We start from the raw sequence: 13,486 nt of genomic DNA on the forward strand, positions 1-13,486 counted from the left end.
GGTCGGACGGGGCCGCTCGTCTGGTACTTGCCGTACAACGCGAACCTGTTGCTCCGGCAGCTCGGCCTCGTGCTATTCTTCGCCGGTGTGGGCACGAAAGCGGGCTATGCTTTCTTCAACACCCTTCTCGCCGGGGGAACGGGGCTTCTTATCTTCGGCGTTGGCGCGGTCATTACGTGCCTGACGGCGTTCACGGCAATCTGGATCGGATACCGGCTTCTCGGCATCCCGATGGGTCTCATGGTGGGTATGCTTGCCGGTATCCACACCCAGCCGGCGGTGCTGAGCTATGCGATTCAGCAGACCGGCAGCGATCTGCCAAACCTAGGCTACGCGACGACCTTTCCGATGGCGACGATAGCCAAGATCCTCTTCGCCCAGCTTCTGCTGTTGCTGATGTAAACCACCGATTCGTCTTGTCCGGTTGCTTCGCGATGCGCCCTTCCGGCATCGTGTGTCATCAAGGTCATCCCATTCATCATTCCCCACACCCCATGCACACTTCTTGGACCGAGCACTTCGCTGCATTTCTCGACGACCGGATGGCAGAAGCCGATGCCGCGCACGACCGGGCGCATATCCTCCGCGTGGTGCAGAGCGCGCGTCGGCTGGCCGAGGAGGAGGGGGCCGATCTCGACGTGGTGGTGCCTGCTGCCTGGCTTCATGACTGCGTGGTTCTCGAGAAAGACGACCCGCGTCGCGGGCAGGCGTCGCAGCGGGCGGCAGACATGGCGGTGCAGTTTCTGGATCGGATCGAGTACCCGGCGGAGACGCACGACGGAATCCGTCACGCCATCGAAGCGCACAGCTACTCGGCCGGGATTCCACCTGACACGATGGAGGCGAAGGTCGTTCAGGATGCCGATCGTCTCGACGCGCTCGGCGCCATCGGGATCGCCCGGTGCATGATGGTCGGCGGGGCGCTCGGAAACCGCCTGTATCACACGGACGACCCATTCTGCGAGAACCGGCCACCGGATGACGCATCCTACACGATCGACCACTTCTACGAAAAGCTTCTCGGCCTTCCGGAGACAATGCAAACCCGGGCCGGTCGCGAGGAGGCCGAACGTCGTGCCGACGTCATGCGGGAGTACCTCGACGATCTGCGCAGAGAAGTCGCGGTCGACACCAACTCTGAAGGTTGAACTCTGAACCCTGAACAAAAAAAACAGGCGCCCCTTCGGTCGAAGAGACGCCTGTCAGGGCCGGTCCGTGCGCGCGGTGCCTGCTCCAGAGACCCGATCGCATGAGGCCGGCAAATCGACGGTAGCAGCACAACGAGTGGGCTGCTCCGGATCGAAAACCAAGATGGGGGACCGAAACGACGGAGGGGAACGAACGATCACATGGATACGCCTGAACGGCACGACCAACGCCTCCTCGCTTCAACCACAGGTCGAGTATACAAAGTAATTTAGACCAGTTCTATATAGCGGCGTAATATCAATGCGAAGTTGACGCGAAGAACGGAGTCGACGGCAGACGCAGCACGGGTTGGCGCCCCCGGCCGGAGAGAAGAGGCCTCGGCCGGCGTTTAAGTAGGTGTGTTTTACTCTGCCTCCGCATGTGCCCACGCCCGCATTCAGCCCGCTCTCTACCGCGGCAACAGCATGTCTGACCTGCAAATCTCACTCGTGTCGACAGACGAAGAATGGGCCGACGCCCGGGCCGTCCGGCGGGCGGTCTTCGTCGAAGAGCAAGACTGTCCGCCGGATGAGGAGTGGGATGCATTCGATTCTGACAGCCGCCATCTGATTGGCGCGCTCGGAGACGACATCGTGGCTACGGCACGATGGCGGGAGGTTACGCACGAGGGTCGAGTGATGGCGAAGCTCGAGCGGTTTGCCGTTCTGCAAGCTGAACGCGGGCGCGGCATCGGTCGCGCGATGGTGCAGGCCACGATCGATGATGCCTCGTCCGCCGGGTACGTTACCTTCATTCTGCATGCACAGTCGCATCTCGAAGCCTTTTACGCGTCCTTTGGCTTCGAATCCACGGGGCACCGATTTGACGAGGTGGGCATTCCGCATGTCGAAATGATCCGGGTGGACGCGTGACCGCATTCCGTTCATGTGGCGACATGGGAGACGGGCCACGCCGGACGACGCATGAGGAACGAATCGCTTCGACATAAAAGGCGCCGCCTCCACGGGGGAAGCGGCGCCGCGTATTGCAGTCCGTGCGTTTCAACTACTCGGACTGCGCCGGATCGGCTTTGACGACCGACGGGTTGATGCGGACCACGAGGTCCGACTCGGCGCGAAGGGTCTCGACTTCATCCTGGAAGGCCTGGCGCTGCTTCTGCTGCGTAAGCGCCTGGCGGACGCGCGACGTATCGGCCGGCTCGCCCCGGTCGAGAAGGCGAATCACGTGAAAGCCGAACTGCGTGCGGACGGGTTCCTCCGTGACGTCCGTGGAGTCCTCGAGAGCGAGGGCCGCGTCGGCGAAGGGCGTGGCGAGACGCTGACGCGAGGCGGGTGGCAGACGGCCGCCATCGCTTGCGGAGGGGCCGTCGCTATTGCGCATGGCGAGGGAGTCAAACGAGACGCCCGACTCTACGCTGTCGATGAGTGCCTCGGCGACCTGCCGGGCCGAGTCGACCGTGGCCTCCGCGGCCGTATCGCTTACCTGGATGAGGATGTGTTGCGCCTGGAAGCGGCGATTGCGCTCGCTGACCGCCTGAATGCTGTCCTGCGAGGGCGGGCCGGCATCTTCCATGATCTGCTGGCGCTGTTCCTGCATCACGAGTTGGGTGGCGATCATGTCCCGGAGGCGGTCCCGCGAGAGGTTGTCCGACGCCAATGCGTTGTCGAACGCCTCTTCGTCGACGTTTCCATCCTCGTCGGTGAAGCGCTGCATGGTGGATTGGAACCGTTGCTCGACAGCGGCGGAGTCGGCGCTGTTGCCGGCGGCCTTCGCAGCGCCGGTGACCACGTGCTGCGTGATCAGCTGGTCGAGGACGCTGGAGTGCACGAGCGAGTCGCTGATCATGGCGCGGCGCTGTGGCGGAACGCTCTGCGTCGCCATCCGCGTGTGGCTCATGAAGCGCGAGGTTTGCACGGTGTCCGTTCCATACTCGGACTCGAGGATGACCGCGATCGTCGTGTCGGAAATCTCCTCCCCGATGGTGTAAGCGGGGCCGCTATCCTCTTCGGCCGCCTCATCGGTGCTCGACGAGCCGTTGCCACATCCGGCCCAGGTGAAGAGGGCGATGACGAGGACACCTGCCAGCAGCATCTGATGGCGAGGTTTTCGCAGAGGTAAATACATATTGCAAGGATCCATTCAAAGGGAGGCGATCGCGCGTCGAGGTCTAAATACAGGTTAGTAACCCTGAATCAGACCGCTTGAGTGCACGCCACCGGAAACAATGTGTTTCTAACGTGACGCGAAATCGAGCCAGGAAACAGGTTCGCAAGCATGTTGGAAACTGTGTGAACGGGAAACCTGCATACCCCTCCAATATATCATCAAGTGCGAAATCGGGACGCATTCCCGTGCTCGAACGACTTAATCTGCCGCGTTCGTCTAGGGGTCTAGGACGCTGGCCTCTCACGCCGGTAACACGGGTTCGAATCCCGTACGCGGTACACATTACGACGAGCCTTTCGAGGCGCTGGCCTTCCTCCTCCCTCCCCCCGGGCCAGTGCCTCATTTTTTTGTATACAGCTCGAACGTACGCAACAGAAAAACGGCGACGCTCCTCTTGTGGAGTGTCGCCGTTTTCGTTTCGATTTGCCGCGCGTCGAGGGTGGTAGCCTTACTCGTCGTCCGGGCTTCCGTTGGACGTGATGTTCTTCAGGTTGCCGGGATTGAGGACGTTGTCAACAACGCCGTAGTCGGCTGCTTCTTCCGCGCTCATCCAGTAATTACGATCGGCATCCTTTTCGATCCGGTCGACATCCTTGTTTGTGTGATGGGCAAGGATGTCATAGAGGCGCGATTTCAGCCACATGATTTCCTTGGCCTGAATCTCGATATCCGATGCCTGTCCCTCGGCGCCACCGAGAGGCTGGTGAATCATGACGCGCGAGTTCGGGAGGGCGGCACGGCTACCGTCTTGTCCGGCCGCGAGGAGCACCGATCCCATCGAGGCCGCGAGGCCGACGCAGATCGTGGCCACCGGCGAGCTGACGTACTGCATGGTGTCGTACACGCCCAGGCCGCTGTAAATCACGCCGCCGGGTGAGTTAATGTACAGGTTGATGTCGCGCTCGGAGTCGTCGCTCTCCAGGTAGAGCAGCTGCGCAACCGTAAGGTTCGCAATCTGGTCGTTGATCGGCGTGCCGATAAAGACGATCCGTTCCTTCAGCAGTCGGCTGAAGATGTCGTACGACCGCTCGCCGCGAGTCGTCTGCTCGACGACCATCGGGACGAGGCCGGACATGGGCTGGTCGCCCAGTCCGCCTTTGTAGATACTGCTCGGGAGAGAGGTCAGGCTCTTACTGAATTTGATAAAGTCCTCGACCATGGCGGCTTTCTCATTCCTCAAGGGTGAAGTTCGGTGAAGACGAACCTGAGGGCAAACACGATGGTTCCTCCGGATTCGTCGCGTGATGGGTGCATTGCAGGGGCGTTACTCCCGCCGTACGGATCGGTGCGTCCGGATGCCTCGCCCGCCCTCCGCCGAAGCGGTTGAGCCCATCACGTGCTCGGGGCGGGTGGACACATCGGAATGGATCAGTGCGCGTGATCGTGGTCGTGAGCGTGCCCATGCCCGGCCGGGGCGCCGCCGGCGAGGGCCTGGCGCTGCTCGTGCTTCTCTTTCAGCTCGTCCTCAAACTCGTCGAGCGACTTTCGCTGGACGTCGAAGGCCTCGATCAGGTAGTCGTACACCTTGTCACTGAGGATTTGCTGATTGGCTCGCTCCTGCATCTGCGGCATCTGGCTGTAGAACTGCTCCAGCTGTTCGACCGTCAGTCCGGCTTCATCATCGGCCTGATCCTGGTAAAAGGATTGTAGATCCTCGTCGGTCACCTCGAGGTCTGCATGGTCGATCACGGCATCACGGACGAACATCCAGCGAGCCTGCCGCTCGGCGTCGTCGCGGTTCTGCTGGCGGAAGGCTTCTTCGTCGAAGTCGTCCGGCAGCTCGCCGTCGTTTTGCTGTTTGACCTGGTTCTCGAACGAGTCGAGATACATCTCGACGACCGATTCCGGAACCGGGATCGGATGGAGCTCCAGCATGCGGTCGACGATGTCGCCCTGCACCATTTCGCGGGAGCGGTCGTCCCAGGCCTCCTTGAGGCGCTCACGGATCTCGTCGAGGAAGGCGTCGACGTTGTCGAATTCCCCCTCAGTGATGTCCTCCACGAAGGCATCGTCGAGCTCCGGCATGTCGCGGCGCTTCACGTCGTTCACGCTCACCTCGTAGAGGCGCGTTTCTGTCGGCGCGTCGGGGCCGGCCTCCGGAGGCGCCCCCGGCGGCAGCTCCACGCGAAACGTGTCTCCTGCTTTCTTCCCGGTGATCGCCTCGCGAAGTTCGTCCCGCAGGCGATCATCGTCGAGGAAGAACGTCATGCCCTCCTCTTTGTCGCCGATGATCGGCGTATCCGTTTCGGCATCGATGCGTTGAAGGTCGATGTCAACGAAGTCTTCCTCGTCGGCGGCCTCGTCGTCCAGCGGCATCAGGTCCGCCCGCTGCTGGCGGAGGCGCTGCACTTCTTTGTCGACGTCCTCCTCCGTGACCTCGTGGGCCAGCATCGACAGCTCCTCGCCGGAGAGGTCAGCCAGTTCAACGTCGGGCTGAACGCCGAAGCGAATCGTGGCGTTCAGGTCGCCGTCGAGCTCGTAGTCAAGTTCAGTCAGCATCGGCTGGCCGACGGGTTCGATGTCGTCGTTCCCCTCGACTTCGTTCTGAAACGCTTCCTGCACGTAGCTCTCCGCCAGGCGATAACCGATGGCCTTCCCGTGCATCTGCTTCACCAGGTCCATCGGCACCTTGCCCTTGCGGAATCCCTTGATATCCATCTGGGACCGCTGGGCCTGCAGGGCCTCCTTCAGCTTCGGCTCCAGCTCTTCGGCAGTGGCGTGGATCTCAAACTCGTATTCGACCGGCGTGGCCTGCTTAATCTTTGTTTCCATAAATGCGGGACAGAGAGAATCTGGACGAGGGTCGGGCGATGAACGCCGAAGGCTCGGTCGTCACCGACCGCAGCATGCCGGGACCCGAACTGCGAATCTACGGGCGTCGGTGCATGCCGAAACGGCAGATCATTGGAATGCGCGCCGCCCCGAAAAGATCGGAGACACAACGCCCTGACCCCGCCAGACCGGGAAATCCCTTGTGAAAAGCGGTCTTGTGTGGAGAGGGAGAAAGGGGGAGCGGGAGAAGGGGCAGAGGGAAGGGGGCACCGGCGCATCCGCGATCCCCGATCGGAAATCCCAATTATCAATCCGAGACGTATTTCCGTGGTCAGGTGTTCATGTGTTCGGGTGATTACACAGGGTCAGAGCGCGGTACGGATCCGATGCATTCCGCTCGTTTCACAGCGAGTGTCCGAACACGACAGGTGAACCGGTCGGGTCCGGGAGCTCCGGACAGAACGCGTTGGATTTTCCCTCTCCGTTCGATGTCCACGATGAACACGACCGGAGCCAACCATCTGAACTCCCCAATGCGCAATCCCTCCACGCATACCCCACCCCGACCGTCTCAACGCTCGAACGCCCGAACGCTCCAACGAAGCAACGCTCCAACGAAGCAACGCTCCAACGAACCAACGCCCCAACGAACGAACGCCCCAACGAACCAACGCCCCAACGAACCAACGCCCGATCAGTGTTGCTTCGTGGCCCAGCGGGCGAGTTCGGAGAGGCTGGCGGCTTTTCCGTACATAAAGATGCCGACGCGATAGATTCGGCTGGCGATCCAGATCATGACCAGGAAGCCCGCGATCAGGAGGGCGTAGGAGATGAGGACCTCCCAGGTCGGGACCGTGGTGGCCGACATACGGACGGGCATCAGTACCGGGGAAAAGAATGGCACGTACGACAGGACCGTCGAGATCATGCTATTCGGAAGCTGCAGCACGTAGGTAGAGGCCACAATCGGGATGATGAGCGGCAGGAGGATGACGTATAGCAGGTTCTGCGCGTCCTGCTGCTGTTCGACGGCTGAGCCGACGGCGGCAAACAGGCTGGCGTAGAGCAGATAGCCGCCGAGAAAGAAGAGGATGAACCAGACCACGACGCTCACGGGGATCGTTGGCAGCGTCACACCCGCTGCCTGCATGATGGCTTCGCTGGATGCGTCCGGAGCGACGCCAAGGTCGGCCGGGTCGACGAACAGGGCGATGATCGTCCCGCCGAAGGTCAGCCCCGCGCCGGCAAGGACGACCCAGACGATCATCTGCATCAGGCCCAGACTCCCGATGCCGAGCACCTTCCCCATCAGCAGTTCGAACGGCTTGACGGAGGAGACGACGATCTCCACGACGCGATTGCTTTTCTCCTCGATGACGCCCTGCATCACGTACTGCCCGTACACGAAGACGGCCATGTAGACGGCCAGTGCCATCATCAGGCTGAGTAATCCGCTGAATACGCTCTGCTGTTCGGTACCCTCTTCGGTGATGGTGTGACCCACGATGTCGAGGTCTGCATTCATGATACGCTGCACCTCGTCGGGTACGTTGCGCTCGGCGAGTCGGAGGTTGCGGACGGTTCGCTCGACGAGGTTCTCGAGGCGGGCCTGCCCGGTCATTCCCCCGCTTTCCGTGCTGAAGTAGGACGGTGTTCCCTCCCCGTCCAACAGCCCGGCGGGCAGGGACAGGTAGGCGTCCAGCTCGCCGCGAAGAACGCGCTGCCGCAGCGAATCGGATGGGGCATCGGCGTCGACGAACTGGTAGCGCGTCCCGTCGGCGGCTTCCTCCTGCAGGGGCGTCAAGAGCCGTTGCGTTTCGTCCACGACGGCGATGGTCTGCTGATCACTCTGCTGCTCGCCCAGGTAAACGAGCACGGTGGGAAGGATGGAAATGATGACGAGAAAGACCGGAACGAGCAGTGTCGCCAGAATGAAGGCTGTGGAACGGGCGCGGCGCCAGAATTCACTCTGGAGGATCAGAAAGATCTTCTTCATCGGCAGAAGGGAGGGCTCGGTCGGGAGAGAGGGCAGGGACGGAGGAGGACGGTGCGGCTCAGGCCTCAACGGCTTCCTCCTGCATGCGGCGGACTTCCTGTTCGCCGACGACCTCGACGAAGATCTCGCTCAGCGGAGGCGTCGTGCGTTCGAAGCGGTACAGCTCGTCGACGTCACCGAGCGCGGCATCCAGCACATCGCGAGCCGGCGTGTCGTTGACCAGCGTGAGCTCTGCGCGATGGGCACTCCGGGTGATGACGCGAACCGCCTCCCGGCTCAGGAGGTCGTCCACGAAGTCGTCCGACCCGTCGAACTCAACGACCACGGTGTTTTCCCCGAACTGCCGCTTCACGTCCTGGAGCTTGCCGCTCAGCACGATATCGCCGCGCGCCATCAGGCAAATATCATCGCACAGCTGTTCGACTTGCTCCATACGGTGGGAGGCGAAGAGGATGGTGCGATCGTCGCGGCGGAGCTCGAGGATAATGTCGCGCAGCAGGTCGGAGTTGATGGGGTCGAGACCGCTAAACGGTTCGTCGAGAATGAGCAGCGACGGGTCGTGCAAGAGCGTGGCGATGAACTGCACTTTCTGCTGCATGCCCTTGGACAGCTCCTCCGTCTTTTTTGACGTCCAGCCCGACGCGTCGAACCGGTCGAGCCAGTATTCCATCCGCTCGGCCGCGTGGCTTTTCGACATCCCCTTCAGCATGCCCAGATAGATGAGCTGTTCCCCTACCCGGAGCTGCTTATACAGGCCACGTTCTTCGGGGAGATAGCCCATTCGCTGCTGGCTCCACTCGCCGACCTCGCGTCCGTCATAGGTGATTTTCCCGGCGTCGGGCGCGGTGATGTACGTAATCATGCGAATGGTCGACGTCTTGCCCGCGCCGTTGGGACCGAGCAGGCCGAGGATTCGCCCGGGTTCGGCTGCGAACGACACATCGTCCACCGCCGTCGTGGAGCCGTAGCGTTTCGTGACGTTGGAAACCTGCAGGTGGGCCATGAAAGTCGAGATGCGTAAAAAAGGGGGCGAAACGGCCATGCCGGAGCACGACGGCCACGGTCGGCGGCGTGAAGCGGGGATGGTGGCGGCAGATATCTCGGCCGGCATCGGTTTCACGCTGTACATGACCGAAACGCACGCGCTCACGGTCATGTTACGAACGCCCGCGGAGAGAAAGCAAGCGGAAGCGGCGCATTCAAAATCTGGCAATTGTTGTCCGCGGTCGCATTCCGAACCAATAAGGCGTATGGGGCCCGGGCAACGGGGTCGAGATCGCGCCAACGTCGCCGGCAACGAAAACGGGGAAGAGTGCCGAACCTCGTCCGGCGCCGCTTCCCTGCATTCAGGTGATACGCTGTACGCGACGTTTAGTCGGTCGGCGAAAAGGCGATCCCCAGCGGGATGATCTGAAGGCCGCGGTCTCCCCACATGCCCGGGTTCTCGGACGAGGCCTGCGTGAGAAACATGACGAGTCCGATGCGGCCGTCGCTGATCTCCATTTCGTCGCGCATGGCGTCAACCATCTCGTCCGTGGACGTCTGTGGTTCGTTCAGTATGAGCGTTCGTGCCGGCTCCGGGCCGTACGTCGTGTTTGCGGTAACCTCGTGCCAGGCGTCGGATACGTTTTCTCCCGGCATGACGTCCTGCGCGGAGTGCTCGCCCGGTTTCATCTCCATGGCCTGGCTGTCAACGGAGATGACGTCGTCTTCGGTGATGAACATCACGACGGCGCGCATTTTCGTCGGGACGGCACATTCCAGCGCGAAGAGCCCTTCATTTAGCATTCCGACGATGCCCTCTGCGTCAACCGTTTCGGCCTTCACGATCTGGGTCACGCCGGCCTTCGAAAGGGTCGTGGTCGTACGAATGCGTTCATCCTGTGCTTGAGACGGACATGCTGTCGCCGCGAGTAGGGCGGTCGTGGCAAGGAGAAGTCGGATAGAAGAGCGGACGGTCCAGATCACGAGCGCACCGGTTCAGGACGGGGAAATGAGAGGCAGGCGGTCTCGCACGCTTTCGCTGGACCCCCTTTTCATGTAGAGATGCGCAGACGCGCGGGCCGTCCGGACATACCGAGCCGGGAAAAGCAGGAGCGGAAGGGGAGAACAGGGTGACACGACCGTTGGTGCGTTGACGACCGTCTGGTAAAAGATTCCGACGACATACGGGGAAGACGTATTCTTCGGGCAGTGTGCTACAGCTTCGCCAGTTTCTCCTGCGGAATCTTGATGAGGTATCGCTGATCCATAATCTCTTCGTGGACGTTAAACTCGCCCGTACCCCGGAAGTCCACGGCGATATCCGAGCCGTTCACACGTTTGATCTCACCGATCCCGTAATAGACTGGATGCGGCCCGTAGTAGACGAGTTGGCCCTTTTCCAGGTCACGCTCCCGAAGTGCATCGCGGTGGAAGGCGGGAATGCGGGGAAGCAGCTCCAACCGGTAGGGACTGGAATGGGCGCTGGATTCCGTGCTCATGGGTCTGATGCTTTGATGACAACTGCTGCCATGTACGGGGCGAGTTGGCATGGAGTTCGGACGAACCGGTGGGGGCGGGCAACACCGAGCCGGCGCTCACGTACCATATCCTCGTGTTTCGGAGAGGGCCGATGCCGGTTCGATCGACGTCAGAATGCACGCTCCTTCGCCGAGGTTTCCCGGGTGAACGCTCGCGCGCATCCGGGCGACGGCCCCTCGTTTCGATTTCTCCCTATCTCCTGCTGTTTGATGCGCTACGACAACGTCATGGTCGACCGCCAGGTGGGCCGCAACGCCGAACTCTTTTCTCGATCGATTGCCTCGCTGGACACGGCGGAGGAGCGGTATCCTTACCTGCGGATTCTCGTGAGCCTGGTCGAACAGGCGCATCCGGAGTGGAAGTCCATGCCCACCAAAAACGAGCAGGTGACCGATCTCGTCGTCCGTCTGAGCGACGGACAGCTGGATGAGGAGGAGGTGAAAGAGGTCCTCAAGATGAAAACAAAAGAGAAGAAGCGGTAGCAGCGGGCCCGATCACTCCGAGATGCGGTCCGGATTGTTCGCGACGAAGCTTGCCCAGCCGGTGTACGACTGGGCTTCGCCATGTGCGCCCCGATTGGAGTGGCAGAGCGCGACGGCGAGGGCATCGGCGGCGTCATGCGTGAAGCCGCTCGCGTCTTCCTCGAGGTTCAGGATGGAGCGGACCATATACTGAACCTGCTTCTTGGACGCGTTCCCGTTCCCCGTGACGGACTTCTTGATCTCCTTGGGTGTGTACTGCGCGACGGACAGATCCTGGTGCAGGCCGGCAAGCATGGCGGATGCCTGTGCACGCCCGAGCTTCAGCATCGACTGCGGGTTTTTGCCGTATACCGGCATTTCGATGGCAAGGGCGCCGGGCTCGTACGTGGAGATGAGATCAGACAGCACGTCGAAGATCTCCTTGAGGCGGTCGGGGTGGCTGTCGGCCGTGTCGAGCCGAAGGGTCCCGAACGTCACCGGCGTCTCGTCCCCGGAGCCGGCGTCGATGATGCCATAGCCGGTGACGCGCGAGCCGGGGTCGATGCCGAGGATGGTCATATACTCGTTCAGAGTTCAGGGTTCAAGGTTCAGCGTTCAGCGCCGGGAGCAGAGGGGAGCGCCTGCGTCTTCCATGAGTCTGCCGGCACCGGTCGTGAATAATTTTCACAACGAACCACAAACAATCCACGAGTCACTCATCCGAGTCCAGGGCGAGAGCTTCGCCGTTCACTTCGAGCGTTGAGTAGACGGCATCGATGTCGTCGTGGTCTTCGATGTCTTCGATCAGGCTGCGGACCGTCTCCGTCTGGCTTTCGTCGAGGGCGATCGTTGTGGTGGGGATGCGTACCAGGTCGGCGCTTTCTGTTTCGATGCCCGCGCCATCGAGCGCATTCTCCACATTGCTGAACGCGTCGACGGACGAGGTCACGACGAAAACGTCGCCTTCCGTCTTCAGGTCCTGGGCACCGGCTTCCACCACGAGCTCGAACAGCTCGAGTTCATCCGTCGCGGCGACCGGGATCTCAAACTGTCCTTTCTGCTCGAAAAGGTACCCGACAGAGCCGTCTTTGCCGAGGTTGCCGTCGTATTTTTTAAAGAGATGGCGCAGGTCAGCGACCGTACGGTTCGTATTGTCCGTCATCGCTTCGATGAACACGGCGACGCCATGGGGCGCGTAGCCCTCGTACGACGCCGGTTCGTAGTCCTGCCCTTCGAGCTCGCCGGTGCCGCGTTTGATGGCCCGCTCGATCGTGTCCTTGGCCATGTTTTCGGCCTCGGCACGCTCGATTGCCTGCGCGAGTGTGGCGTTCATGTCCGGGTCGCCGCCACCCTCACGCGCTGCCGTCGCAATTTCCCGGGAGAGGCGGGCCCAGATCTTCGACTTCTTCTTGTCCTCTTTCGCCTTCTGGCGCTTGATCTTCGACCATTTATTGTGTCCAGCCATGGCGGTGCCGCGGTGTCGGCGATTCGTTTCGTGACCTCGTTGGTGTACAGCAATGCGTCTAACGACCCCCCGAAGGGTTCGATCCATGTCCGGTTGGCCGAGGACCGTTCGAGGGTCCGTGCACCCGGCTACTGACGGACCGCCGCTCGGGTGGAACTGCAATTCCACGGGTGATTGTAACCCCACGAAGCAAGGCATCCCGTGCACCTTCTTGACTGCGCGCGAGAGGCGTGAAACGATAATTGCCGATGAGGCGCAGGCAAACGACGCTGAACGAGGTCCCCCTTCCGACCATTCTCAAGATGAGATACGCGATATGGAACCGGAGTCTCCAAGAGTGGGCGTTTATTTTTCCCTGTCGCCATCGACGCGATGACGGATTCTGCTCAATCCCGGACGTTGACGATTCCCGCCTGCGACGGATTTCTGCTTTCTGCGTCCTGCTTCGGACCCGATCGGCCCGACACCGTCCTCGTCGTCGCCCCGGCGACCGGCGTTCGGCGCAGCCTGTACCGTCGCATGGCGGAGCACCTCGGTCAACGGGGCTTCGCGGTGATCACGTTCGACTACCGGGGCACGGGTGGGAGCCGGCCGGACTCGCTCCGCGGGTTTGAGGCGTCGATGGTCGATTGGGCGGTCGAGGACCTTGGCGGCGTGATCGAGTGGTCGTCGGACCGTTTCCCGAAGGCCGGGCGCGTCGTCCTGGGACATAGTTATGGCGGATGTGCGGTCGGTCTTGCGCCGAACGCCGGGCTACTGGACGCCCTCGTTGCGATCGCTTCGCCGAATGCCTACTGGGGCTACTGGCCGTTCCCACAGCGCTACGGGTACGCCGCCCTGTGGTACGCAGGGATGCCGGCGCTAGCGCATCTGTGCGGCTACTTCCCAGGCCGGGCGCTCGGGCTCGGGGAGGACCTTCCGCTTGGCGTCGCGCTGCAGTGGGCCCGCTGGTCA

The 13,486-nt window shown here is 61.8% G+C and carries 13 protein-coding genes, 1 tRNA gene and 1 pseudogene; 6 read left to right on the plus strand and 9 right to left on the minus strand.

The genetic code is table 11. The features are described 5' to 3' along the window. The 3 genes and pseudogenes from ACFCU0_RS00220 to ACFCU0_RS00230 all read left to right on the plus strand — a co-directional run. Window positions 1-402: pseudogene (locus ACFCU0_RS00220) on the plus strand (aspartate:alanine exchanger family transporter); the annotation flags it as partial. Window positions 403-494: 92 nt separating this feature from the next. Then, window positions 495-1,148 carry an HD domain-containing protein gene (locus ACFCU0_RS00225; protein ID WP_434971638.1) on the plus strand — a complete coding sequence of 218 codons (654 nt, stop codon included), beginning with the start codon at window positions 495-497 and terminating at the stop codon, window positions 1,146-1,148. Between the two features lie 465 nt (window positions 1,149-1,613). Next, window positions 1,614-2,060: a GNAT family N-acetyltransferase gene (locus ACFCU0_RS00230; RefSeq protein ID WP_434971639.1), complete on the plus strand. Its 447-nt coding sequence runs from the start codon at window positions 1,614-1,616 to the stop codon at window positions 2,058-2,060. A 133-nt stretch (window positions 2,061-2,193) separates the two neighbouring features. Here the strand turns inward: ACFCU0_RS00230 and ACFCU0_RS00235 are convergent, their stop codons facing one another. Then, complete coding sequence (locus ACFCU0_RS00235) at window positions 2,194-3,240, minus strand: peptidylprolyl isomerase (protein ID WP_434971640.1); 1,047 nt, start codon at window positions 3,238-3,240, stop codon at window positions 2,194-2,196. Window positions 3,241-3,520: 280 nt separating this feature from the next. Between ACFCU0_RS00235 and ACFCU0_RS00240 the strand changes: the two genes are divergently transcribed. Further along, window positions 3,521-3,593, plus strand: a tRNA-Glu gene (locus ACFCU0_RS00240). 170 nt (window positions 3,594-3,763) lie between these two features. On the opposite strand, the gene ACFCU0_RS00245 is transcribed toward ACFCU0_RS00240, so the two are convergent. The 6 genes from ACFCU0_RS00245 to ACFCU0_RS00270 form a co-directional block, all read right to left on the minus strand. Then, window positions 3,764-4,474, minus strand: a complete 711-nt coding sequence (locus tag ACFCU0_RS00245; RefSeq protein WP_434971641.1) for an ATP-dependent Clp protease proteolytic subunit — start codon at window positions 4,472-4,474, stop codon at window positions 3,764-3,766. Between the two features lie 209 nt (window positions 4,475-4,683). Then, the gene (gene tig / locus ACFCU0_RS00250; RefSeq protein WP_434971642.1) at window positions 4,684-6,087 is read right to left on the minus strand and encodes a trigger factor; all 1,404 of its coding nucleotides are present in this window, start codon (window positions 6,085-6,087) and stop codon (window positions 4,684-4,686) included. 694 nt (window positions 6,088-6,781) lie between these two features. Further along, complete coding sequence (locus ACFCU0_RS00255; protein WP_434971643.1) at window positions 6,782-8,083, minus strand: ABC transporter permease; 1,302 nt, start codon at window positions 8,081-8,083, stop codon at window positions 6,782-6,784. A 58-nt stretch (window positions 8,084-8,141) separates the two neighbouring features. After that, a complete protein-coding gene (locus ACFCU0_RS00260; RefSeq protein WP_434971644.1) occupies window positions 8,142-9,086 on the minus strand; it encodes an ABC transporter ATP-binding protein in 945 nt (314 codons plus the stop codon). A 368-nt stretch (window positions 9,087-9,454) separates the two neighbouring features. Further along, window positions 9,455-10,051: a hypothetical protein gene (locus ACFCU0_RS00265; protein ID WP_434971645.1), complete on the minus strand. Its 597-nt coding sequence runs from the start codon at window positions 10,049-10,051 to the stop codon at window positions 9,455-9,457. 230 nt (window positions 10,052-10,281) lie between these two features. Beyond that, the gene (locus tag ACFCU0_RS00270; protein ID WP_434971646.1) at window positions 10,282-10,566 is read right to left on the minus strand and encodes a hypothetical protein; all 285 of its coding nucleotides are present in this window, start codon (window positions 10,564-10,566) and stop codon (window positions 10,282-10,284) included. Between the two features lie 249 nt (window positions 10,567-10,815). Between ACFCU0_RS00270 and ACFCU0_RS00275 the strand changes: the two genes are divergently transcribed. Beyond that, a complete protein-coding gene (locus ACFCU0_RS00275) occupies window positions 10,816-11,088 on the plus strand; it encodes a DUF4290 domain-containing protein (RefSeq protein WP_434971647.1) in 273 nt (90 codons plus the stop codon). 12 nt (window positions 11,089-11,100) lie between these two features. Here ACFCU0_RS00275 and ruvC read toward each other — a convergent pair whose 3' ends face one another. Together ruvC and ACFCU0_RS00285 are read right to left on the minus strand one after the other, a co-directional pair. Next, window positions 11,101-11,646 (minus strand): crossover junction endodeoxyribonuclease RuvC, encoded by a 546-nt coding sequence (ruvC, locus tag ACFCU0_RS00280; RefSeq protein WP_434971648.1) that lies wholly within the window; start codon window positions 11,644-11,646, stop codon window positions 11,101-11,103. Between the two features lie 133 nt (window positions 11,647-11,779). Continuing rightward, window positions 11,780-12,532 carry a YebC/PmpR family DNA-binding transcriptional regulator gene (locus ACFCU0_RS00285; protein WP_434971649.1) on the minus strand — a complete coding sequence of 251 codons (753 nt, stop codon included), beginning with the start codon at window positions 12,530-12,532 and terminating at the stop codon, window positions 11,780-11,782. A 372-nt stretch (window positions 12,533-12,904) separates the two neighbouring features. Between ACFCU0_RS00285 and ACFCU0_RS00290 the strand changes: the two genes are divergently transcribed. Continuing rightward, a partial coding sequence (locus ACFCU0_RS00290; RefSeq protein WP_434971650.1) for an alpha/beta hydrolase family protein occupies window positions 12,905-13,486 on the plus strand: 582 nt, incomplete at its 3' end.

This window comes from Longibacter sp. (genome assembly GCF_051155795.1).
In the GTDB taxonomy this organism is placed as follows: domain Bacteria; phylum Bacteroidota; class Rhodothermia; order Rhodothermales; family Salinibacteraceae; genus Longibacter.